Origin of the sequence: Pseudomonas sp. G5(2012) (genome assembly GCF_000408945.1) — a bacterium.
Taxonomy (GTDB): domain Bacteria; phylum Pseudomonadota; class Gammaproteobacteria; order Pseudomonadales; family Pseudomonadaceae; genus Aquipseudomonas; species Aquipseudomonas umsongensis.
On the sequence record NZ_APIO01000064.1, the window covers coordinates 43,179 to 65,160 of the forward strand.

Below are 21,982 nucleotides of genomic sequence, written 5' to 3' on the forward strand. Positions count from 1 at the left end.
GTCAGTGCCCCTTGGAGAACGAGGCGTACCGACGGCCGCCGTCGTTGCAGGCGTTCAGTCCAAGCTCGGTGGCCATCAGCTTAAGGATCCGCATCATCTCGTCGAGTGAGCGGTAGGTGACGCTCTTATCGGCATAGCGGACCGACAACGCCCCTTCGGCGATGGCCGCCTGCAGGGCGTTGTATTGCTCGATCGTGTAGGCCATCAGTTTTTATTCCAGTGAGAGGATTTCTTCCGCGGCCGTTCTTCAGCGTCCGGCTCATTGCCGCCAGTGACAGCAGCAACCAGCAGATCGAGATCAAGACCGAACCGCTGCTGGCAGATGCGCAGCGCGGCGAGCGCGTACACGAAGCAGTCGAGCGCCTCGTTTCGGCGGCCACCGCTGTCCCAGCGCATCACACGCTTGCCTTTGGATATGGCTGCTTTTTTCTTTTCTGAGGTGAGTTGCTTCACCTCCGATTCGTCGCAGATCGCGTCGTTGGCTGGAAGGTGAACCACCCCAGGCTGAGACACGCCCGCCTGTGACGCAGCCGTATCGACGGGCAGCCCCATCCGGCTGTAGAGCAGCTCTTTGGCGTTGTCGGTACCGACCTCGGTGAGGAAGACCTTGTGCACCTTGTTCTTTGTGCGCGGGAAGTTCGCGATCGGCTTGCCGTAGACAGTCGCGCCACGGATTGGAACAACCCAGTGCACGCCGTGCTTGCGGCTCTCTGCATAGACCTCGTCGGCATAGTGGCCGCCGGCGTCCCATGTCCAGCGCTCCACCTTCATGATGGTGCCGTCCACGCGGGTGAACTGCCGGTGCAACTCAAGCCCCACCTTGCGGCGTAGTTCTTCGCTGGCTGGGTCGCCCATCAAGATAAAACGATGGACCAACCAGGCTTCCTCGCCGGGGCCGAACGCCCATACGCGACCCTCAAAACGGTCGTCCTGCGTATCGATACCACCGACCAGGACCAGACCGAGGGCCGGTACCTGTGGGAAAACTTCGCGGCGGCCGTACAGAACTTCCGAGTCAAGTTTCTCGCCCTGGTCGTCGTCCCATGTTTCGCCGCGGGTCGTGTTGATGAAGGTGATCAGCTTCGACACATCGCCTTTGATCTTCAGCCATTCCTCGGCCAGGCTGAGCCAGGTACTCCAGGTGCTGTAGATCGCCCAGATACTGAAGCTGACCGAGCGTGGCGTGCGGATGATTTCGTCATCCGCGCCAAACCAGTCCATGCCGTCGCGGGTCCAGATACCGGTGTGCTCGCAGATCCACCGGCCCGTCTTGGACGCCTCGACCATTTCGTTGTGCCAGATGATGCAAGCCGCGTGTTCGCACACGTACCAGGCTTTCTCGGCCTCACCCAGCACGTTCTTTTCCCACTTCAGGCCAAACTCGCAATCCTTGCCGCCCCACTTGAGCGTCTGCTCTTGCCGGCAGTGCGGGCAGTCAATATGAAATTTGAGCAGGTACGGTGACTCTTCGACGGCCTTGGTGATCTGGCAGGAGCCGACACGTTTTGGCGTAGAGCCACGAATCGACTTCGGGTAGATCGCACCGTTGAGTCGCTTGTCACCCAGCGTGATCGGTGCGCCCTCGCCTTCGACGCTTTCGTCAAAGTTCGAGAGCTCGTCGTAGATCACCTCGTCAGCGGATTTCTCACGGTAGTTGCGCGAAGCCTTGCCCCCCCGAATCCAGAGGGTTCGCCGGTTGGCGAATATCTTCTGGTCTAGGGTGTTGTCGCTGTGCTTGCGGCCGAACCAAGGAGCCAAGTCGCCCAGCACAGGAACGTCACGGATCATGCCGTTGACGTGGCTTTTGCTGATGTCCTCGGCGTCCGGGTCGGTCGGGCTCCACATCATGACGTTGCGGCGCTTGTGCTGGATCTTGTAGCCGATGTTCGCCATCAACAGCTTGGTGTAACCGATCCGCGCCGACTTGATGAAGTTGACGACGTTGATCAGATCGTTTCCCATGCTGTTCAGGATTGCAACCTGAAACGGCTCGGTCGTCCACTTACCCTCGTTGTAGGAGGACTCGGCAGACATATAGAAATTTGCATCCGCCCACTCGACGGCGGTTTGCGGTGGTTCTTTGTAGAGCGCCTGGAGTCCTAGCTTGATCGACTTACGCAGATCATTCAGCCATGGACTCAACGTACTCATCTAATAATTCCGGAAGTTGCTCGCCAAAGCTGGCAGCAATATTTCGAGCAAGCGCGATCTCCCGCTCGACCGACTCGATGATTCGAGGGTCAACCTCTGGGTGACGTCGAGTGACGGTCTTGCCGACGGTGTCCAGTTTCGAGCCGATCTGAGCGGCGATTTTGGCAAGGGCAAATGTGGCGAATGGGACGGGCACCAGCTGCTTGTCCAGTACCTGGTTCTTCTTCTCCTGGGCAATCCGTTGGGCGGCGGTGAGACCGCGGCGCTCCTCGAGCAGCTTGTACTCGATCATCGGATCAACGCCTTCGCTTCCCTCCCCCGCCGGTTGTTGTTTCCGCTGCGCGTGTTCAACGCGGTTTTCGACCACGTTTTGCACGGTGTAGAACGCCTCTCGACCGATGCGCTCGATGGGCGCAACTCCCCATTTGTCAAAGGCTTGCGGGGAAATCCCCAGGCTCGAAGCCATCTCGGATTTGTTCAGCCACCCGCGCTGTTTGGTTGTTTCTTTTTTAGCCATGATTAAACAACAACCAACCGTGTGGAAAAGGTCATACATATTTGGCGCGCGGGGCCCGAATTACCCGCAAGGGGCTGGGGGCCTGTGAAGGACCCAAAGGGGGGTACCCCCTCCCCTGACCGTCAGCCCCGGGCTGTGGACAGTGCCTGATCCATCGCGCTTGCGAACTCCTTCGCTCGGTTCGCCTTCACGATGTTGTCTGCGATCTTGTAGAACGGGACGATCACCCGATAGCCAGGCTCGCTCTCACTGAAGATGAAGACAGGGCGAACGGCATCACCGAAAGCGGACTTCTTCCTTTCCCAGATGCCCTGCGTACCATCGACATCACCAGCGAAATACCTGTCAGCGTTACCTTTGCGCTTACTGCGCTTGCTGTTCGTGGCATTGGCCTGCACACCACTGACCGTCTCGGCCGCACTCAGCCCCGACAGAATCTTCATGATCGTGCCGCGAGGTACGTTACCGAACTGATTGAGAGCAGATCCTGCCGGGATCGCGTACTGCCCCGGCTTCATGATGCCGCGAGCAATAAGGGCTTTCTCGAACCGCTTATGCGGTCGGCGGCCACCCTTCACCGGTTGCTGAAGATACGTATCGGCGGGAACGCCTGATGTCCACGCATCCTTGAAGAAGGCACGCGCCTCAGGGTTGCCCTTCTTGGCGGCCTTCACATAGAGGCTATTCATTGTGGTCGCGGTCGGTCTATCTAACCGCTCCCGCATCACCGCAAGCTCGCCTTGCTTCACCAGCATGGCCAATCGTGTTGCCGTGAGCGCCAATGCGAAAGGAAGCTGTTTGCTACCCAGGGTGCGCAAGGCCTTCGAAAGCTCTTCCACATTGGTACTGGCGTCGATCCTGACCATGTCACACCTCAACCATCAGCTTTTATGGCGCTTATCAGGCGCGTGGCCCTTACTGCAATCCAGGCAGTGTTCGCAGTTGAGTGTCCGGCATAGCCAGGCTTTGACCCGCTGCCACCAGATGACTATGAATACGTGCCGAACCCCCGCCAATGCCAGCGATACATGTAGCGTCAAACCAGCAGTGGTCGGCCCAATGAAAATGTTCTGGCTGCGCGTCATCACAACGAAACCACTGATAGCGATCGCGGAGTAGATCAGCTTCCCAACGATGCCATCCCTAACCTTGCCGCTCAGCACGCACCAGGTTGCCCACAGCGCTATCAGTCCGCAGGCGATGGAACCGATCAATTCGTAGTTCATGGTGGATTACCCCCTCCGAACCTCTGACGGATGATCGCCCAGAGGTCCGCGGCCTTGATGGCGCGGTTGATCGCTGCCAGGAGGGAGCCGCCGAAGGTGCCTAGTAGAAAACCGATGCCGGCGACGATGCTCGGCTCAGTCACACCGAGGTATGCGCTGACCATGCCTGTCAGATACAGAGAACAAGCCACTCCAGTGACCAGGAAGATTGCCCACGCTCGCCAATCAATGAGGTCGTCCTTGTGCCACCAACTGGCGACGATGGCACCAATCAAGCCCGCGATTAGCCATTCAGCTTTGTCGAACAGGCGATGCAGAAGATCCATGCGTTCGACTCCACCTGTGCATGACTGTATTTGAATCAGCCCCAGCAGCACTCCCAGCTCGGAGCAATGGGTGTGGTGGAGCCGAAAACGAAAAAGCCCCGGCGAATGCCGAGGCCCTGAGAACGATAGAAAGCAAAAAGCCCAACTCTAAGGTCGGGCTTTGCTCGCGGAAAAACCGCAAAGTAATACAAAACATATTGCTCTAAATCGATTCTGTCAAGCTTCACTCGATATCAATGCAGCCTAGCACGGCCAGAATTGCTCCTTAAGGCAATCGTTAGCTGTTGCAGCTTGCTTATTTTTTGTGCCACCAAATGCAAAAAACCCAGCGTTGGGCTGGGTTTTGATCATTTTACGACAGTCCAATCTTCGTTGGCTGGATCTCTGGAGTATGCCGACCTCTCCCTTTCAGTAAGATCGGCCAACGAGCGCATAAAAATCGGATCGGCCATATGCGAGTGGCCCGGATCAAGAAGGGTTAGAAGCAAGAACGGCTGCAGATGAAAATCGCCGAGCATTGTATACACAAGGATACGATCTGAGGTGAAGCGATCTTGGTCAGCTTCTCGCTCAGCAAGCTTTCCCCACTGCCGTGTTACGAGATCGGTTTCCAAATGCACATGCCACAGCTTTTGCTCCACCACCTGCTTTGGTTTAATAAACGGAACATCCTTTCCGAAAAACTCACCAAGGTAGGTTTGCCCCGCCTTGTACAGCTGGAACTCTGTGGCCAACTGTAACGAAGCTTCCTTGCCAATATCTATTTTCAAGGATGCAGAAACTACAACAGGCTTCATTCCTTGCCTGACTTACGCCCCATGGCTACCAGTCGTGCATGGCCGCGCTCAGCAGCAAGTGTCAGCACTGCATCATTTAGCAGAGCCGGGCGTGGTCTTCGCTCACTACGTGGGCGTACTTTCATTTGTCTTTCCACCAAATTCGAGAGACGAATTCTAAGGCCCTTAGCAGGCTACGGGATCGCTCGTATCACGAGCCAGTGAGATTTCGACGTAAGCACATGACGCAGAAACCAATCACTGATGTCAATTAAACCCCATTCAGTGTCGAATGTCAGTACCAAATGACAGAAATAGCTTGCCGCCAATGCCCGTCGAGGGCGCTTTGTAGCACAAATCCCTCCACAATATTAGCCAGAATTATGCAGCTTCGCGACGTAGATCGAGCGCACCATCAATCCACGCAATACCTGCCTTCCATAGTCCCTGAGTCTTGCCATATCCGAATCCGAGCCGCTTGCCAACCGTCATCAGATCGATGTCCCGCGATTTGTAGTAGGTGATGATCACCTCGCCAGCCTCCGGATATCGGCGGCGCAACCTTCCAACCAGGCTATCCATCATTAGTGCATCGTCGTCGGTGATCATGGGTGTATGTACGTCGTTTTCTCTGGATGCACAGCAGGACACGCCCGAACCCAGTATCACCCAGCGCCCCCAATGCTCCAGCAGATCCTCGACGGTACGATCGGTAAAGCGAATTGTTCTGGCCATAGTTTAATCCCCTGTGTAGTTGGTGCCGCCGGCGCCGCGGCGGTTGTTGTGTTCGTACAGCGCAGCCGGTCCAGACAGCAGTGGCTCGCGCGACAATAATTCAACCTGGTGTTCGGCAGCCTGGAGCCGGATGCTCAGTTGCGTCACCAGCACCTTAAGCGGCACAGCATCGCCGGTGTCGGCCGACACCCAGCCGGAGGACTGGCACTGGATGCAGGCCAGTTCGTGGAACACGCCCTTCACAACCGCATTGCCTCGGCAGATAGGGCACTTGGCCAAGTCCAATTGGGCAACCCGAAAGGCAGGTCCATGGCTCTTTTTCATGTTTTTAAACCTCGCCTTTTATGGATTCGTGATTTGTCTAGAGGCCGCGCCATTCAAGGCCTCGGCGGCATTCTGCGAATTTCCGTTTCTAGTCATGGTCGAGCGGTGAATCAGGTCGAAGCCCTTCCCGTCTAACCATTCGTGCCACTTGTTCAACGCTTCGCGCTTGAGCTGTTCGGCGGAAGTGTGGATGTAGGTCTGCACGTTGCGGGTCATCGTGTGGTTCACCAGCATCTCGCCAATCAGGAAGTCGACGCCGAGGTCTGTCCACCCGGTACGGGCCACCTTGCGCAGGTCGTGACTGGTCCACTCGCCCTTGCCCAACCGAGTGAACACGGCACACGCCTGGCTGTCGCTGATTGAGCCACGGTTGCGGGCCGGGAACAGGTAGGCGCCCTTGTAGCCTTTGGCCGACTGCCAATCCCGGTACCGCTCGAGCAGCGCGCAGACCTGGTGCGTGAGCGGCAATCGATGCTCGCAACGGGTCTTGGTGTTCTCGGCCGGGATGAACCACTCGCCCTGCTCACCCAAGGTCAGGTGAGACCAACGGGCCATGCGAGTTTCCCCGACCCGTGTGCCATGGCAGAGCATCATCAGGGCCAGCATGCAGTCCTGCGGTTGCTGGTCGAAGTCGGCGGCCAACTGCTCGATGACCTCCTCCAGCTGCACGGCGCGCAGGCGGGACGGCTTCGGCAAGATGCGGGCCTTGGTGAAATCGGTGAACTTGAACCCGGCGATGGGGTTCTTGGCGATCAGGCGCAGCTTCTCGGCCTGGCGGAAAGCGACCACCAGCACGCCCCACATCAGCCGGACATAGGACAGTGACATTTCGGCTTGCATCGGCCACATCACCTGCTTGTCCAGGGATGACCGGTCGACTTCGTCTACCAGCAGATCACTGAGGCGGGGCTTGAGATGGCAGGTGATGATCGAGGTGTTGGTGGCCCGGCGCTTGGCCGACAGGCTCCGCTCAGTCGATTGACGGACCATGAACCAGTCCAGCAGCTGGCCGACCGTCTGCAATGTGCCGACGGCAGCAGAGGCTTTCGGATCGGCCGCCAGGCGCTCACGAATCTTCGGCAGAGCACTGATCAGTCCTTTCGCCGGCAGCTCCGGGAAGCCGGCGATCTTCTCCCATTTTTTGCCGACTACAAGGTGCCACGACCCGCGCTGGCGGTTCTGGTGAAACCGGAAATACACGCCCGGGTACCGCGCATCGCGCATGTCCCGTACGTGCAGGTTATCGGCCTGCCGGCGGATCTCGGCATCCGAAAAGGTGGTCAGCATCGTCTCGCTCATGCGGCCACCACGGTCGGCGCCAGGCGCAGGTAGGCGCGGATCTGCTCCATCGTGTCGAAGTGCCCGCGGCACACCACCGCAAGATACCCCTGGGCATTGAGCTTGCGAATACGCTCGTGCTGACTGTCGGAGATCGCAGCGTCGTACGGCGGCGTGGCTTTGAATTCGATGTACAGACCGAAGAACCCGCCACGAGCCATTGGCAGGACCAAGTCAGGGATGCCGGCCTTCACGCCCTGGGCTTTCAACTTCGCCGCGACGGCCTTCACGCGATGCCCGCCATTTGGGACGTGAAAGATCAGATCAGCGACTTCAGGCATGCGGGCACGCAGCTCGGCCATAAGCGCCGACTGCTCCAGCCCCTCACGGTCGACAGGCTTGGCGCGGGTGGTCAGTGGCTTGAACAGCTTCATGGCTACCGGCTTCATTTACGGTCACCACGCGCTTTCCGGTACCGGTCATTGAGGCGGCGGCACACTTCGTACAGCGCCCAACTGGCAAGGATCATCAGGACAAGCAAAGTCATTGGATCGATCATGCAGCCCCCTTCACAGAGAGTATTCCGGCCCGAATCAAGGCCTCATGTGTTTCGGCAATCGCGCGCGGCATGTCCTGCCAATCAACATCGCCGGCCCCGCGGCCGTCGATAACGTCGTGACAGGCGCTGCATGCGTACACCGCGACGGTGTCGAAGCCCTTCATGCCCATGCCCTTTTGCCCGCACGGCAAATGCGCAAGAACAGTCGTGGCTGGGTTGAAGTTGCAGGTGCCCGGCAGGCGGACGGTGCATTCCTGGCCGTTGGCCGAGGCGCGGAGTTTCTTCGAGATCACCTTCATTCCGGATCCCTCGCCTTCTGCTCAAGCTCGATCAGCAGCTCAAGGAAGTGCTTGGCTTTCTCCAGATCAGCGATGCCGCCCTTGTCGCGCCAGCGGGTGACGTACTTGATGACGCTCCCTTCCGCAAAGGGGATGCCATTGGCATGGATGTATTCGATCGGCTGGATTTTGAGCGATTTGTAATGGCCGCCCGAAACCTGTTTTGCGAGTGCACTCATTGGGTTGCTCCGGCGCGCCGGGCGCGCAATTCGGCCAAGGCCTTGTTTCCGACTTCAGGTGTACGGCGTCCTTCCGCTCGAGCGGGAAGCGCCAAGGGCATTTTTTGTAGAGGCAGGCCATCGACCAGGCGGCGCACCGTGATCATGTAATTCCGCTCGAACAGCTTCTTGGCCAGAGAGGTTCCGAGACGGTTCAGATTCTCGAACCCGGACTCTCTCGCAGCGTGCCAAACCGCATCGTGCGACCATGTAGATTGGCCTGCCATCGAGGGGTGGACGTTGCGGCACGCTTCGCGGAATGCGGCGTCGAGTGGCGGGATGCCGAGCATTTCCGGGGTTGGCTGGCACAGGGTTATGAACCTGCCCACGCTGGGCGCGAAATCAGAGCCGACCTTCCGGCACTGCTCGATGCCATAACGGATCTGCTCGATCTTCGTGATTCGCTCAGCCATGAAGGCCTTGGTCCACGTCGCCTTCGCCGAGTTAATTGCCTCTTGATCAGGCCAGGCTTGTTTCCATGCCGGGAAGATCGACATCAGCTCGCGGAACAGGGCGTTGATCACCTGCACGGTGCCCGCATCGGCTTTCAGCGGAACGACTTCTGCGCTCGCCACATTGGGCAGTGTTTGCAGCACGCTTGAAACAGATTTCATCACAGACCTCCCAGGTCATTGCCCCAGCTGGTGTCATCGAAATCGAGCTCCTTCCCTTGGCCTGCCGCCTGTACACGCTCGCGCTTCACCCACTGCACCAACCGGAAGCACCAGCCAGCAGCCGAGTCGACGGTGGTGGATTTGGCCACGAAGAATCCCTTGAACGCACGGACGGCTGCGTCAGGCACTGCGTCAGCAGGCAGGCCAGCAATCGCGATCTGGTCGGACAGGGATTTGGCATTCGGCTCCCAGGCGGCGAACATGGCAAAGCGTTGGCGATCATCCGGCGCATCGACGGCGGCCCGGTCCTGTCGACAAATCTCATCAGCCAACTCGCGCTGCTGCTCTTCGGTTACCTGATGGTTAAGTGATGGATTGGGTGCAGATTCTGCACCCCGTTCTGTTCCAGGCTGCACCCCGGTCTGTTGTGAGTTGCACCCCGTTGCGTCATCTGCACCCCGCTTTGTACGGGGTGCAGGATTTGCACCCCGCGATAGTTGGAGGTCGTAAACGACTGGGCGACGGTCATGACGATCAATGTGCACGGCGGCGATGGCTTGGTTGCCCTTCTGGATCAGGCCGACCTTCTCTAGATCGTCCAGCTTGTACCGCACGGTGCGTTCAGAGAGTCCGGTGTCCTGCGCAAGGGTTGAGGCCGACGGAAAGGCACCAGCACCATTCGCGCCGGCGTAGTTGGCCAAGCACAGCAGTACGTGACGCGCGCTGGAGTCTTTCAGGGTTTCAGTGGGCAGAGAGAGCGCCCAGGACATTGCTTGAACACTCACAGCGAGGCTCCGATATTCTTTTCAGCCAGGTAGGCCAGGCCTTTGGGTGTCACAAGGGGTTGAAAGGCAGCACGGTTCTCACCGGTCTCTGGATCGCTCTTCAGCGCGGTGACCTTGTGGACGAGATAGCCGGCGGTGATTCGAGGTTGGTAGGCGGTCCAGCGCTTGGAGCCGCCGCGATGGAAGATCCACCGATTCTTCTCCAGCCACTGAAAAAGCTTGGATGGTGGAACCTGCAGCTGTTTTGCGGCATCGCTGATGCAGATTGCGCCGGCGGCGGACGCCAGTCGCTTGATGGCAGCTACCTTCGGCGCCTGGTCGAGGATCACCAAACGAAGCGATTGGTTTTCCTTCGCTTGATCAGCAGCCGCTTGCAGCGCTTCGGCATAGGTAGCCGGAATCTGGAACTGATCCGCCCTCGCCTCCAGCTCTTGCCACCGATCGATGATCCGGGCGCGCAACTCAACGCTGTAGCCTGAAACCACCACCAGAGTGTCGCGCTGGGAAAGCAGGAACTCACGGTAGACCTGACCATTTTGCGGGTGGACGTAGGGGGTGTCGTTTGAAGAAACGACACCCTTGGCAACGTAGGCGCGGATGGTTTTCAGCACATTGTCATGCGTGCTGCCGGTCAGTTCGGCAATCTCGCGAGAGGACATCGTGTGACGCGACACGTTTTGCGATTGACCGAAAAGTGTCGCGACATGGCGGGTATTGCTTGGAGCGGTATTGATGTTCATAATGGCCCCTCAAGTGTTTGCGTTGTGAAGAAGCCGGTCTAGCCACCGGCTTTTTTGTGCGTGTAATTTGAGTACTGGTTAAATTCACAGCTAATCCGGTGTTCTGCCGCTGCCGCCCTATTCCCGCGATACTTGCTTCAACAGCTTGATCAGGGCCGAACCCATGACCATTTCTTCTTCCAGTCCCGAAACAGGGACCAGCGCCAATCTTGAAATCTGTAACCGGTCCACCTTCCGCACCGTGCGGTCCCTAATGAGGGCCGGTACTCATCGCTTGGGAGTGAAGGCAACCACGTTGCTGTCGATTGGGACGTTGTCGCTTGCTGCCTTTTTCAGCCCCGGCATGGCCAGTCGCAAAATCTGCGAGGCCAATGCATCCGGGGTGATCCCGATCTCCGACGCCCACCGCGCCAGGTCTTCCGTGTCGCCCTTTCGTAAGTCAACCAATGCACTGGGCATGAATCCCCCTCTGTCGCCTTATCAGGCGCGTCGTTTCTCTAGTTCAAACGGCAGCTCTCCGAGCGTTCGCTTGACCTCTAGCGCGGCCTCGATGATTTCTCGGCTAAGCACGCTGTGTTGCAGCTTCATGTCGCGAGCAACGTCCTTCAGCTCCTGAAAGACTTCGTCATCAAGGCGCACCTTCACCTGGTGCTCGTGCCGGTGGGCTTTATCGTCGTAGGCCATAGGTTCACTTCCGCATTCGGTGACAGGGCTGGGTTAGGCGGCTGATTTCTGCGATGGAAACGGGCGCTGCTCTTTGGCCTGAAAGCTGCCGTCGGGGAGCTCAAGGACACGGATGTCCCGTTTAGCGCTAAGTGCTTTGTGGATTGCCGGAGCGGTCACACGAAGGAGCCTTGCGGCCTCGGACTGCCCTTTTTCAGCAACAAACTTGTCGAGGGGGGTCTCGTTCATGATCAAGCCTCGGGTTGTATATGAGGCCGATATTAACCATCTGTTAATTTTTAATCAATACCGATGGTTTCTTCTTATTTTTAACCGTTGGTATACATTCGCGCGATGACAAAGAAACGAATATTGCCTCCAGACCGAATGGCGGAGTGCGAGGCCGCGCATGCTCTGTTCCTCTCAAAAAAGAACGAGCTAAAGCTCAGCCAAAAGAAGATCGCTGATGCAGCTGGCATGACACCGGCAGCTGTGAACCTGTATTTCAAAGGCATAAACCCGCTAAACGCCCAATTTGCGGCGGTATTGGCGCGCTTAATTCAAGAGCCAGTGGAGGCCTTCAGTCCTCGCTTGGCCGAAGAAATTCGAAACCTGACCGGGGCCCCGGTCACCAAGGCCCCCAGTGTTGGCGATACCTCCGGCGCGACAGCGGCTGACGTAATCCGGGACATGCTGAGTCGGAGCGGGAAAAACCTTTCTGAAGACGCTCGCAGACGCTTAATTGCCGTCGCCGAGGCTGAAGAAGGCGGTGGCGCAATCGAGATCGATTACTACCGCCCCGGCGCAATGGGTGATGAAGTGTGGATCGCGCATTACGATGTCCGCGCCGCAATGGGTGGCGGTCAAATTCCGCACGACTATCCGGAGATGCTCCAGGATGTGAGGGTAAGCCCTCAACATCTCCGTGAGATGGGAGTTGAGTTCAAGGAACACTTCCACCTCAAGATGGTGACGGGGTGGGGTCAGTCGATGGCGCCAACGATCAAGCACCGCGACCCGCTGCTAGTCGATATCAGTATCCGTGAATTCACTGGTGATGGGATCTACATGTTCTCTTGGGAAGGCCATCTCTACATCAAGCGCCTGCAATGGCTCGGCGACGATCAGATCAGCATGATTTCCGATAATACGAGACACCCGCCGCAAACGATCAGGGCGGATGAAACCTACATTCAGGCGCGTGTACTCCTGGTGTGGAATGCTCACTTGGTTTAGAGCGACTGTTATACGTCTAGCTGTTTAAGGAATTATTGAGATGACGGAAAAACCGAAGAACACAATTGGTCGTGATTTTTTTCCAACATCTACAGAAGATTTCATTCGTTTTTTAGAGGCGAAGACGAAATCTACCTGCCCGGCATGTGAGCATGCGAATTGGAGCGTTCTCTGCGAACCGGGAGACGACCAGACCTATCGTTACGGCTTCCAAGTGCGAAATGTAGATCGCCGACCACACATATCGGTCTTCAACGCGTTTTGCCTGAATTGTGGATTTATGCGGTCACATCTTTCAAGAATCGTTCACGAATGGGTGCAAAAAAATCCAGAAGAACAAATCGAATTAGACCTAGGAGATAACGCTGACGCAGAAGAATCTTCTGATGAGTAATTACACTCAGTCATGCGACGAGCTACGGGGCAAATTTGAGAAACACACTCCAGTAGGCCGCACTTACACAAAAAGAGCTCCAGCACTCGAAGACCTAGCAGCTATGGCCGACCGGTTGAAAGGGTCATACGTCGATATGTCCCTTGGTACTCTAGATGAAAGCGAAAAATCGAACGGTTTAGGCGATGACAAGACTTCGAAACGCACTGATACTGAGCAGATGAACGATATCACTCGCGAAGAATTGAGCCTGACCCTATCCGCTATTGAAAGCCGGATGGACAAGCGCATCGACAGAATGGAGTCAACCGAGGAAAAAAGGTCTGAGTCCTACCGTCGGGAACAAGAAGCAAGGGACAAGCTTTACACCGAGCGGTTTGAGGCAATGCACAAACGACTTGAAGATCGAGATTCGATTATCGACTCCAAGCTCGATACGATGAATTCATCGGTGCGCCTAATGACCCAAACCGTCGACGGTTTTGAAGCGCGCCTGGATAAAAAGCTGGACGAAGTGAAAAGCTCGAACCGAAATGCGCGCTGGGCGACCCTTGGTATCGCTGCAGCAACAGTTGTAGGAATCTGGGGGGTCAACTCAACGATTGTAGGTAGCGTGACGGGCTTTTTCGATGCCGGTCAGTCCACCCTAGAAAAGCAACAGTCCACGGAGAAATTGATTCTAGACGCAAAGCTTCAGAGCGAGGCTACATACAAGCTTTTACTAGAAATGCAAAATCGCGAACAATCTAGGCTCCAACAGCGCGACCCCAAGCCTCAATAAGGAGCCCGGCCGAAGCCGGGCTTTTTTACGCCCGTCAGAAAGGTGCCGCCTCTTCTTCTGGTTCGTACACCTCAACCGGCCGGTCTTCTTCGGCACTAGCTTCCCACTTAAGAGTCACCGACTCATCGTCGTTGAACGTCATGTCTATGCCATCCGTCTCGGACAACAAGCCCATCACCTCCTCCCACTCTCGGTCTCCATCCGTGTCTAGACGATGGATCGTCACCCATCGCTGGGTCTGCGCCACAGGGTGGTTGATCATCGACGACACACGCAATCCAAGCCTTTCAATTCCGCTGATTTCACGACGCTCTACTGGTTGAGATTGCTTTTTCGGCTTCGCCATTCCTGCCTCCTATTGCTGTATGCATATCCAGTTGTTGCGGAGCATATCCTACGCCATTCAAAAATAAATTAACCATCGGTATTGACGTATAAATATACCGATGGTTAACTACATCTATCGCAGCCAAGTACCCAACCAGGGACCGGAAGCGAAGGGTTCAAGTGACCCGCCGCTCTTTAACAGACAGCGCAACAAACAACAGACCGCATTGCCTCTACCGGCGACCGGCGAGCAGACAGGCCCGAAAGCCTGCCAACGACAGGAACAACCTGGACGGCTGCTCGATGGCGAAACGCCAGAGCCGTGTAAGCCCAGTAGGCAAGAAAGACCCGGCAAGCAATGCGCCCCGCCCCTCCGGCGGCAATAGGACGGAAATTTTCACTGATGCACCTGGTTGGCCGGGTGCATTGGGAAAACAACCGGGAGTCACGACTATGGAAACAGAAATCGTAAATGGCGCATGGAAGGGTCACCTCGGTCGTGGCCTGGCACCGCGAGAATTGCAGTTCCTGCTTTGGGTTGCCCTTGGGCTGACCGCAAAGGAAATCGCCCGGGAGGCCGGTATCTCGCCGGCCACCGTGGCGAAACGTCTTACCAACGCAATGTTCAAGCTCGGCGTCACCCGCCGTGCAGCTCTGGTCGCAGAAGCGATGCGCCGGCAGATCATCTCCCCGATGTGCTTTGTCCTGGCCACGCTGATAGCCATGAATGCAGTAACCACCGTCCAATCAGTCGAACCAGCCCGCCGCGATCGCCGGCCACCGTCGGTACGGATCGCCCAGATACGAATCACCCGCCGCGCTGAAACGCTGGTGCGCGCGGCGTAACTCACCTCAAGGAAAAATCATGATCGAGCTTGGACAGAAAGCAGAAGACAAGGTCACCGCCTTCTACGGCGTGGTCGTTGCTCGGGCTGAACACCTTCACGGACCTGACAAGTACCTCCTCCAGCCTCCTTGCTCACCAGGCTCGAACGTAATCATCAACCCTGAGTGGTTCGAAGCGGACCGGGTTCGAATTCTGAAAGACCGTACTCGCGGGTAATCGGAAAGCATCACTTCTGCCCATTCACTGAGTGGGCAGTGGGATGTAGGCCTACATCAAGCGAAGGGCTCAACAGAGCACAGGTGACCTCAAATGAAATAAGGAATCGACAATGACTGTAGATATCAGCAATTTCATCATCGCCACCCCGCTTCCAATTTCCGACACAAACCCTATCTCCCTGGACTTGATCGGTTGGCGAGCGTTGATCGAATGCCCAAGTGTCATCTCGATGCTTCCCGACGGATCGCTGCAGATGACAGCGCCAACCCTGGGCGCTTCCAGTAAAAGCGTCCATCGGACTCGCTGTGAATGGAAAGAACCTGGCTATTGGCTGTTTGCCAGTGCCGCAGACCATTGGTGCCGTCAAGAAATGCGGCTGACGAAGGTCAATTCGTTGCAGAAGGTCGTGATCGGCCAAATTCATGTACAGGGTTCTGAACGCCCACCGGTAAAGGTGTTCTGGAACAAAGGCAAAATCACCATGGGGTTCCGGTCGAGCTACCTGCAAGACGATCCGGTCAACTCTACGGTATTGGAAAACGTGCCGCTCGGCGCACTCTTCAAGATCAACATTCACGCGAACTCAAGCGGTGCTGTATCGGTATCTGCCAGCTGCAACGGCGCCAAATCCACCTCCGCAATCATGCGCCTCGACAACACCTGGGACACGAAAACTCTCGCCTTCCACGGAGGCGTGTACAACCAGATCGACTACTCCGAATCAACCGATCCTGAGGACGGTTCGATTTGCGTGATCACTGATCTATCCATCACTCACGGGTAAGACCCGGAGCCACGTCAGCCTGCTGATACCTGCTGGATGCGGATGATTCTGCACTGCGCAATGCGGCCCCCTGCATCCGGCGGAACCGGAAACCAATTGCACCTAACCGGAATAGTTTTTCCACTTCACTCCCACAGAGGGTGACCGCCATGAAATAGACCAAAGCCAGAACATCGCTGCATCTGTGAAAGGCCCGAACGTCCAACGGGCCTTTCTTTTACCCCGCTTTTATCCGTCAGCATTCTCCCCTGCGCCCAACGGCAACCAGCAGGATGCTCGAGTGCTGACGAATACATGCAACCAACCGAGGAAGAAGCAATGCACCCATCAATGCAGCAGCGCGCCGACGGGGTTGCCGCAATGCACGCCCGTCGCCACTTGGAAATGACCGCCGTTTACGCCGCATGCGGCATGGAGTTGCCCGTGCAAAAGGTACGCTTCCAGGTGATCAGCGTCAGCGAACATATCTACCGGATTGTTGAGCGCTCCACCGGCAAGGTGAAAGGCATCCGTTTCAGCTGGAAGGCCGCGATCAATTGCGCGCAGATCCTCGAGGCTCAGGCCGATGGAAAAAAGGTGAACATCGAGGGTTGGGACAAATGATCGGCGTACCCATGCCTAACCCCCGGGACTCGATCATCGAGGACCTGAACCGCAAGCTGGAGCAATTCTTCGGCGCCGGCAAATCGGTGCAGGAAATCGCCAGCGGCGTCAGTGCCGAGGTGTCGATGTTCGGCACGTCACACAGCAACCGGCTGCGCGCCGAGCGGGACAAGATCGCGCCCAGACTTAAGGAGTTGGCCGACGCCGGTGTTCTACTCAACAAGGCCGCCAGCGATGTTGGCATCGACCACAAACGCGCCCGCCTCATCGCTCGCGAGAACGGCTTCAAGTTCAAATCATGAAGCGCCTCAGCAACCAGGTGCACCAGCGCCGACGACAGGCATGGCTGGATCTACCAGCCCACGGAATTGAAGAGGCAGGCCATGACCGAGGAACAGCAGGCGCCGACAGCGGAAGCCATCAAGCAGCGCAGGAAGCGCGAGAAATCAGCTGCGAAGGATGCCGCGCTCGGCATTGGGAGGTTTCAGATCGAAGTGGCCGGGGTGTTCAAGCCTGCCCTGCAGCGAGTAATGAAGGCCCACGGCATCAACAACCAGCAGGACATTCACCAGCGGCTGCTGATCAACTTGATCGCTGCCGACTTCGATACGCAGGCCAATATGCTCCGCTGTGTCACGACACCTTTTGTTGTTAGCGAAAAGGTGTCGCTTGCAATCAGGGCGGCAGGATTTAGGTCGCTCGCAGACGACCCTCCGGAGCCTGACGACGATTTCGAAATCCCTGAATAATTAGCTCTCACCAATTGAGTTGGTTGCTTTTATTCAACAAAAAATACGTGCCCCTTACCTGCATGCGCTACATCGACGATGGTTTGTTTTGACCACGTTGAGACACCGGTAATCGTGAGTTGTGAACCGCCTTGCTTGGCATTGTGCGCCAGTTGTAGCCAGTCATTATGGCTTCTAACTCCTGCGTTAATGCTGAATGAACCACCATTCCACAGGATGTCAATCAGATCGTTCGTTGGGCGATTTTCAAAACTCATTACTTCTCCTTGATCCGGCTCCATGCCGGGTCGAACACAAATACCCCACTTCAACGAATCACGCAATCCGGAGAGGCAAACGGCTGTCTCGAGTAGTTACGAACCCACTCCTAATGATGGTCCGGCCCAGAGTGGCATTACCGGTGGTCACACCGGCTGCCACATGACCCAGATGCGTTATTCATATCTATCTGTTTTTCCGCTTAGGCAAGGCACGTTCTTGAAATCCTTCCCAATCAAAACTGATAAGTGCCGACTGTGATTTCAGGGTTTCGTATAAAGCCAACGTTAATTCTTGTTTTGGCTCAACTCCCGCATACCTCTCAACTTCATAACAAAATTTATGAATACTACCGACTATACCGCTGTAATAAACCACCAGCTTGTAGTCGGAAAGCTCGTGAGCAGGAATGGCTCGCGCTGCCTCCAACGAAGTCCTAAGCATTTCTCTCAAGTATTTGTTCCAAACCTCTCGAAACTCAAAGTCAGCCACTTTCTCTTCCGCCAATCGCGCAACCGACATGCAGGTTTCAACAGAGTTTTTAAGCACGGAGTAATATGCTTCGAATCGATCAGCAGCATCTTCTTTTTTAAGCCTTTCATGGCGTCTGTTCTGCGAATAGCTGATTGCAAAGGCACCGATTATCGCGCCAATGGACCCAACAGCTTGCACCCATGACGCAAGGCCTGGATGGCTCTCGATCCAGCAAGAAACAACTTCCCAACTCATAACCCACTCCCCTGTAAATCCCGGAACTATACCGGCGAGGATCCCTTATGTCCGCACAACAGAAGAAACACCCCTTCGATTTCAAAACACAATACGGACTTGGCTTCAGCACTCAGGACGATGAGATCGTTGTCGACTTCTTCTGCGGTGGTGGCGGTGCAGGTACCGGCTTGGAGATGGGCCTGGGCCGAGCGGTGAATGTTGCGAAGAACCACAGTCCCCAGGCAATCAGCATGCACACCGTAAATCACCCGGGCGCAGTGCACTACACCACCGACGTGTTCGAGGGCGATCCGGACATCGAGTGCGACGGCAAGGCCGTGGGCTGGTTCCATATGTCGCCAGACTGCACGCATCACAGCCAGGCCGCCGGCGGCCAGCCCCGCAAGCGCGAGATTCGCAACCTGTCCTGGATCGGCTTGAAGTGGGCTGGAAAAAAGAAGCCCCGCGTCATCAGCCTGGAGAATGTGAAGCAGATCCTTCAGTGGGGCCCACTGATCGCCAAGCGTGACAAGTCGACCGGCCGGGTGGTGAAGCTGGGCGGTGGCGTGGCTGAGCCGGGCGAGGTGGTTCCGGTCCACCAGCAATTTCTGGTGCCCGACCCGAAGCGCCGCGGGCAGACTTGGGCTGTGTTCGTTGCTGAGCTACAGCACCTGGGTTACGACGTAGAGTGGCGGGTGTTGAAAGCCTGCGACTTTGGCGCACCGACCAGCCGGGAACGCCTGTTCATGATCGCCCGCTGCGACGGCCAGCCGATCGTGTGGCCTGAGCCGACCCACGCTAAGCACCCAATTAAGGGCCAGAAGAAGTGGCGCACCGCAGCCGAGTGCATCGACTGGACGATCCCAAGCAAGAGCATATTCGACCGGCCGAAGCCGCTGGCACCGGCCACCCTGCGCCGGATCGCCAAGGGCATGAAGAAGTTCGTCATCGATGCTGCTGACCCGTTCATTGTGCCGATCGCGAACTGGTCCGGCGAAAGTGTGCAGTCAGCGCACGATCCGCTGCGCACGGTGACCTCCTGGCCGCGGGGCGGTTCGTTCGCCATGGCCAGCCCGATTATCGCGCCAGCTACACACCAGGGCAGTGACCGCGTCAACGATCCACACGCACCCCTGCCGACGGTGACCTGTGCCAATCGCGGCGAGCTGACGCTCATCAGTCCAACCCTGATTCAAACCGGTTACGGCGAGCGCACCGGACAAGAACCACGGGTGCCGGGGCTGGATCAGCCGCTCGGTACGGTGGTCGCCGGTGGCGTGAAGCATGCTCTCGCATCTGCGCACCTGGTGAAATTCCGGTTTTCGGACGAGGGCAAGGCGCTCGACGAGCCGTTGCCGACCATCACCAGCGGGGGTAACTATCAGCGCCCGGCCGGCGCCGCCCACGCCATGGGCATTTCTACGGTGTTCATGGCCCAGATGAATGGCGGGTTCAACACCACGGCCGCCAAGAGCATCGAAGACCCGATGACCACGGTAACCAACACCGGCAGCCAGCAGCAGCTCGTGACCGCCAACCTGGTGCACCTGCGCGGCAACTGCGATGCGCGAGACACTGTCGACCCGCTGCACACTATCAGCGCCGGCGGCACCCACCACGGACTGGTCACCGCATTCATGGAGCGCCAGTTCGGCGCCAGCGTTGGCCAGGCGGTTGATGAGCCAGCACCAACCATCACCGCATGTGGTGGCGGAAAGAGCTCGTTGGTTGAGTTCCAGCTTTCGCCGGAGGTTGAAGCCGGTGCACTGCGTGTCGCGGCATTCCTGATCAGCTACTACGGCACCGAGAACATGAGCGCCGCCGACGCACCAGCTCCAACGATCACTACCAAGGATCGACTCGGCTTGGTCACCGTCACCATCAAGGGCATTCCGTACGTGATCGTCGACATCTGCCTGCGGATGCTGCAACCGGCCGAGCTGTACAAGGCTCAGGGCTTCCCCGCCGACTACATCATCAGCCACGGCGCCGACGGCAAGCCGTTCACGAAGACTCAGCAAGTCCACATGTGCGGCAACAGCGTCAGCCCCCCGCCGATGGCGGCGCTGGCACGGGCAAATGATCCATGGAGAGTCGTCGAACAGCAGGCAGCCGCCCGACTCACGCGAACCACACCTGCCATGGAAAGGTGTTCAGCCATTCGATTAATCGGGAAAGACAACTGGCGCTCTGATCAGCTAACAACTGAAAAAACAGTTCTTCAATTAGTCGAATTATCACGGGGCAACACCTCACTTAGAAGGCAGAAAGCCTTCGGTGATGCCCATGATAATTAGAAACCCATGCTTGAAAAGCAAGAAACGCGATTAGTTGCGTTTAACCGTTCGTCGCCCACCACCCTCCACCGCCCGGGCATGACCCAGCCTGGGGCTCGGTAGAACGCTCAGACGCCTGCTGATCTCCATTGGCTAACAGGTGTTTACTTGTAAGACCATAAGCCACCAGCCTCAAGCGCGGAGGAATGAAACGCCCCTCCTACACCCGGCCGATGACCAGATTCCAATTATTACCTTGAAACATGCGAAAGATGGAGAGCCATACCACTAAAGCTCTCCACACACAATTAACAAAAAATTAAAATCTCATTAAATATTCAGTAAACTCTGCACTACCCATCAACCCCATAGTTTCAACATAAAGATTTATCATGTCTTCACTTTTACTTTTAGCAGCAAGAACCTGAAACAGATAAAATATGCATATGCCAGCACCAAGAACGAAATGAGTTTCGTCACTCCCCGCCCTAACATCGTGCGCTCTTCGCAATATTTCGGCGCGATTAGCTTGCAGCATCGTTTCCAACTGATCTAATGTACCAACGCCAAACAATTTAAATACATCAAATTCTTGAGGAAGGAAATTAGGCTCAACGACATCAGCATTAAGTATCTCGGCAACCTTCTCATCCAAATCAAGTACTAACTCATTGGAAATTGCAAAACTATCCAGAGAGGTTTTATCTATTGAGATTTTTTCAAGTTCTTGGCCAACGGCATTTTTGACACTTTCAGCGTAAGCATCAACCTTATCACGTATATCCATAAACTCTTCGTCTGCGAGCTCTAACAGCCCCGACAACCTTGAAAACTTTCTTTTAATGTCATTGGGAACCTCGTCGCTTGCTTTATAACCTATATCATGCTCAATCTCAGCCCAAGCATGCTGGAGAATAGATCGCACTTGTATTTCGACTTTGACACCATGGAATTTTGAGTACTCCGAAAGCTTCAGGCGCTCAGAGCTTAGCGAAACAACATAATGTAAAGAAGTATACCCGAACCTATCCGGCTCTTGAGCCTGTCGTTTATCAATGGAATTTTGGAAATCCACATTGAATTCTCGCTCAACAATTCTTGCAACTCGATCAACATCACTTGCAAAGTGGGTGATTACTCGAACTCCTGCCAGATCCGTAACAGACTTGAGGTCAACGTATTCTGAGCCTTTATCTAATTTTTTTTGTGCTTTGATCTCAAGACTGTCAAGTGTTTTGGCTCGGGAAGAAACGGAATGCACCACCACACATTCTGATTCAAGAAACCCCTCCAGCAACTCTTTTATTTTCTCAGAGAAAGAAACATAAGTTCCGCGAACAACTTCAAACTCCAACCTAAGCTCTTTCCCTTGCATACAAACCCACCCCAATGGAATCCATTTAAACTGAAAACAATTTCGTGAAGCAAATTCTAAAAAAACCGACAATCAATAACTATTTATAGCTTCCGAGGAAGTAAACGCCATCACTGCACGCACTCTAATATCCAGCAGCAAAAAACTACCACAGTGAGCCGCAGCAGTATAA

33 protein-coding genes are annotated in these 21,982 nt (G+C 56.1%); 10 read left to right on the top strand and 23 right to left on the bottom strand.

Features of this window, described 5'->3' with window-relative positions:
- Position 1 precedes the first annotated feature (1 nt).
- The 19 genes from PG5_RS20515 to PG5_RS20605 form a co-directional block, all read right to left on the bottom strand.
- The gene (locus tag PG5_RS20515; protein WP_020799035.1) at positions 2–205 is read right to left on the bottom strand and encodes a phage head-tail joining protein; all 204 of its coding nucleotides are present in this window, start codon (positions 203–205) and stop codon (positions 2–4) included.
- Positions 205–2,151 (bottom strand): phage terminase large subunit family protein, encoded by a 1,947-nt coding sequence (locus tag PG5_RS20520; RefSeq protein ID WP_042955573.1) that lies wholly within the window; start codon positions 2,149–2,151, stop codon positions 205–207. Before PG5_RS20520 ends, PG5_RS20515 begins: the two co-directional genes overlap by 1 nt.
- Complete coding sequence (locus PG5_RS20525; RefSeq protein ID WP_020799037.1) at positions 2,123–2,668, bottom strand: terminase small subunit; 546 nt, start codon at positions 2,666–2,668, stop codon at positions 2,123–2,125. Before PG5_RS20525 ends, PG5_RS20520 begins: the two co-directional genes overlap by 29 nt.
- 122 nt (positions 2,669–2,790) lie before the next feature.
- Complete coding sequence (locus tag PG5_RS20530; protein WP_020799038.1) at positions 2,791–3,534, bottom strand: hypothetical protein; 744 nt, start codon at positions 3,532–3,534, stop codon at positions 2,791–2,793.
- Positions 3,535–3,549: 15 nt separating this feature from the next.
- Positions 3,550–3,894 carry a hypothetical protein gene (locus tag PG5_RS20535; protein WP_020799039.1) on the bottom strand — a complete coding sequence of 115 codons (345 nt, stop codon included), beginning with the start codon at positions 3,892–3,894 and terminating at the stop codon, positions 3,550–3,552.
- Positions 3,891–4,220: a hypothetical protein gene (locus PG5_RS20540; RefSeq protein WP_020799040.1), complete on the bottom strand. Its 330-nt coding sequence runs from the start codon at positions 4,218–4,220 to the stop codon at positions 3,891–3,893. Before PG5_RS20540 ends, PG5_RS20535 begins: the two co-directional genes overlap by 4 nt.
- Before the next feature lie 347 nt (positions 4,221–4,567).
- Positions 4,568–5,017: a type II toxin-antitoxin system YafO family toxin gene (locus PG5_RS20545; RefSeq protein ID WP_052024709.1), complete on the bottom strand. Its 450-nt coding sequence runs from the start codon at positions 5,015–5,017 to the stop codon at positions 4,568–4,570.
- Positions 5,018–5,377: 360 nt separating this feature from the next.
- Entirely contained in the window at positions 5,378–5,731 is a 354-nt protein-coding gene (locus PG5_RS20550; RefSeq protein WP_020799041.1) for an antiterminator Q family protein, read from the bottom strand.
- Positions 5,732–5,734: 3 nt separating this feature from the next.
- The gene (locus PG5_RS20555) at positions 5,735–6,055 is read right to left on the bottom strand and encodes a hypothetical protein (RefSeq protein ID WP_042955574.1); all 321 of its coding nucleotides are present in this window, start codon (positions 6,053–6,055) and stop codon (positions 5,735–5,737) included.
- An 18-nt stretch (positions 6,056–6,073) separates the two neighbouring features.
- Positions 6,074–7,354, bottom strand: a complete 1,281-nt coding sequence (locus PG5_RS20560; protein WP_042955575.1) for a site-specific integrase — start codon at positions 7,352–7,354, stop codon at positions 6,074–6,076.
- Complete coding sequence (locus PG5_RS20565) at positions 7,351–7,782, bottom strand: VRR-NUC domain-containing protein (RefSeq protein WP_020799044.1); 432 nt, start codon at positions 7,780–7,782, stop codon at positions 7,351–7,353. The genes PG5_RS20560 and PG5_RS20565 overlap by 4 nt, the downstream gene beginning before the upstream one ends.
- A gap of 106 nt (positions 7,783–7,888) precedes the next feature.
- Positions 7,889–8,191 (bottom strand): nuclease domain-containing protein, encoded by a 303-nt coding sequence (locus tag PG5_RS20570; protein ID WP_020799045.1) that lies wholly within the window; start codon positions 8,189–8,191, stop codon positions 7,889–7,891.
- Positions 8,188–8,409 carry a DUF3310 domain-containing protein gene (locus PG5_RS20575; RefSeq protein WP_020799046.1) on the bottom strand — a complete coding sequence of 74 codons (222 nt, stop codon included), beginning with the start codon at positions 8,407–8,409 and terminating at the stop codon, positions 8,188–8,190. The genes PG5_RS20570 and PG5_RS20575 overlap by 4 nt, the downstream gene beginning before the upstream one ends.
- On the bottom strand, positions 8,406–9,062 hold the full coding sequence (locus tag PG5_RS20580; RefSeq protein WP_020799047.1) for a replication protein P: 657 nt from the start codon (positions 9,060–9,062) through the stop codon (positions 8,406–8,408). Before PG5_RS20580 ends, PG5_RS20575 begins: the two co-directional genes overlap by 4 nt.
- Positions 9,062–9,832: a helix-turn-helix domain-containing protein gene (locus tag PG5_RS20585; protein WP_020799048.1), complete on the bottom strand. Its 771-nt coding sequence runs from the start codon at positions 9,830–9,832 to the stop codon at positions 9,062–9,064. The genes PG5_RS20580 and PG5_RS20585 overlap by 1 nt, the downstream gene beginning before the upstream one ends.
- 11 nt (positions 9,833–9,843) lie before the next feature.
- The gene (locus PG5_RS20590; RefSeq protein ID WP_020799049.1) at positions 9,844–10,587 is read right to left on the bottom strand and encodes a phage regulatory protein/antirepressor Ant; all 744 of its coding nucleotides are present in this window, start codon (positions 10,585–10,587) and stop codon (positions 9,844–9,846) included.
- 267 nt (positions 10,588–10,854) lie between these two features.
- Complete coding sequence (locus tag PG5_RS20595) at positions 10,855–11,046, bottom strand: hypothetical protein (protein WP_042955576.1); 192 nt, start codon at positions 11,044–11,046, stop codon at positions 10,855–10,857.
- A 21-nt stretch (positions 11,047–11,067) separates the two neighbouring features.
- A complete protein-coding gene (locus PG5_RS20600; RefSeq protein WP_020799051.1) occupies positions 11,068–11,271 on the bottom strand; it encodes a hypothetical protein in 204 nt (67 codons plus the stop codon).
- 33 nt (positions 11,272–11,304) lie between these two features.
- Positions 11,305–11,499 (bottom strand): Cro/CI family transcriptional regulator, encoded by a 195-nt coding sequence (locus tag PG5_RS20605; RefSeq protein WP_042955577.1) that lies wholly within the window; start codon positions 11,497–11,499, stop codon positions 11,305–11,307.
- A 105-nt stretch (positions 11,500–11,604) separates the two neighbouring features.
- On the opposite strand from PG5_RS20605, the gene PG5_RS20610 reads away from it, so the two are divergent.
- Genes PG5_RS20610 through PG5_RS20615 form a run of 3 tightly spaced genes read left to right on the top strand, consistent with a single transcriptional unit; the run spans position 11,605 to position 13,661 of the window.
- Positions 11,605–12,486, top strand: a complete 882-nt coding sequence (locus PG5_RS20610; RefSeq protein ID WP_042955578.1) for a LexA family transcriptional regulator — start codon at positions 11,605–11,607, stop codon at positions 12,484–12,486.
- A 40-nt stretch (positions 12,487–12,526) separates the two neighbouring features.
- On the top strand, positions 12,527–12,880 hold the full coding sequence (locus PG5_RS34260; protein ID WP_155943732.1) for a hypothetical protein: 354 nt from the start codon (positions 12,527–12,529) through the stop codon (positions 12,878–12,880).
- Positions 12,873–13,661: a hypothetical protein gene (locus PG5_RS20615; RefSeq protein WP_256228487.1), complete on the top strand. Its 789-nt coding sequence runs from the start codon at positions 12,873–12,875 to the stop codon at positions 13,659–13,661. Before PG5_RS34260 ends, PG5_RS20615 begins: the two co-directional genes overlap by 8 nt.
- A 34-nt stretch (positions 13,662–13,695) precedes the next feature.
- On the opposite strand, the gene PG5_RS20620 is transcribed toward PG5_RS20615, so the two are convergent.
- Positions 13,696–14,007: a DUF1654 domain-containing protein gene (locus PG5_RS20620; RefSeq protein ID WP_042955579.1), complete on the bottom strand. Its 312-nt coding sequence runs from the start codon at positions 14,005–14,007 to the stop codon at positions 13,696–13,698.
- 434 nt (positions 14,008–14,441) lie between these two features.
- Between PG5_RS20620 and PG5_RS20625 the strand changes: the two genes are divergently transcribed.
- The 6 genes from PG5_RS20625 to PG5_RS20650 all read left to right on the top strand — a co-directional run bounded on the left by PG5_RS20625 (position 14,442) and on the right by PG5_RS20650 (position 17,190).
- Positions 14,442–14,834, top strand: coding sequence for a response regulator transcription factor (locus PG5_RS20625; protein ID WP_020799055.1), 393 nt, complete (start codon positions 14,442–14,444; stop codon positions 14,832–14,834).
- A 19-nt stretch (positions 14,835–14,853) separates the two neighbouring features.
- On the top strand, positions 14,854–15,051 hold the full coding sequence (locus tag PG5_RS20630) for a hypothetical protein (protein WP_020799056.1): 198 nt from the start codon (positions 14,854–14,856) through the stop codon (positions 15,049–15,051).
- A 112-nt stretch (positions 15,052–15,163) separates the two neighbouring features.
- A complete protein-coding gene (locus PG5_RS20635; RefSeq protein WP_020799057.1) occupies positions 15,164–15,838 on the top strand; it encodes a polysaccharide lyase family 7 protein in 675 nt (224 codons plus the stop codon).
- A 318-nt stretch (positions 15,839–16,156) separates the two neighbouring features.
- The gene (locus PG5_RS20640; protein ID WP_020799058.1) at positions 16,157–16,441 is read left to right on the top strand and encodes a hypothetical protein; all 285 of its coding nucleotides are present in this window, start codon (positions 16,157–16,159) and stop codon (positions 16,439–16,441) included.
- Between the two features lie 11 nt (positions 16,442–16,452).
- Positions 16,453–16,743, top strand: coding sequence for a hypothetical protein (locus PG5_RS20645; protein WP_256228490.1), 291 nt, complete (start codon positions 16,453–16,455; stop codon positions 16,741–16,743).
- 81 nt (positions 16,744–16,824) lie between these two features.
- A complete protein-coding gene (locus PG5_RS20650; RefSeq protein WP_020799060.1) occupies positions 16,825–17,190 on the top strand; it encodes a hypothetical protein in 366 nt (121 codons plus the stop codon).
- Positions 17,191–17,219: 29 nt separating this feature from the next.
- On the opposite strand, the gene PG5_RS20655 is transcribed toward PG5_RS20650, so the two are convergent.
- Both PG5_RS20655 and PG5_RS20660 read right to left on the bottom strand, forming a co-directional pair.
- Positions 17,220–17,447, bottom strand: a complete 228-nt coding sequence (locus PG5_RS20655) for a hypothetical protein (RefSeq protein ID WP_020799061.1) — start codon at positions 17,445–17,447, stop codon at positions 17,220–17,222.
- A 187-nt stretch (positions 17,448–17,634) separates the two neighbouring features.
- Positions 17,635–18,177: a hypothetical protein gene (locus PG5_RS20660; RefSeq protein ID WP_042955580.1), complete on the bottom strand. Its 543-nt coding sequence runs from the start codon at positions 18,175–18,177 to the stop codon at positions 17,635–17,637.
- A gap of 47 nt (positions 18,178–18,224) precedes the next feature.
- Between PG5_RS20660 and PG5_RS20665 the strand changes: the two genes are divergently transcribed.
- Positions 18,225–20,456, top strand: a complete 2,232-nt coding sequence (locus PG5_RS20665) for a DNA cytosine methyltransferase (protein WP_020799062.1) — start codon at positions 18,225–18,227, stop codon at positions 20,454–20,456.
- A gap of 298 nt (positions 20,457–20,754) precedes the next feature.
- Here the strand turns inward: PG5_RS20665 and PG5_RS20670 are convergent, their stop codons facing one another.
- Positions 20,755–21,810: a GTP pyrophosphokinase family protein gene (locus tag PG5_RS20670; RefSeq protein ID WP_020799063.1), complete on the bottom strand. Its 1,056-nt coding sequence runs from the start codon at positions 21,808–21,810 to the stop codon at positions 20,755–20,757.
- Positions 21,811–21,982: the final 172 nt, after the last annotated feature.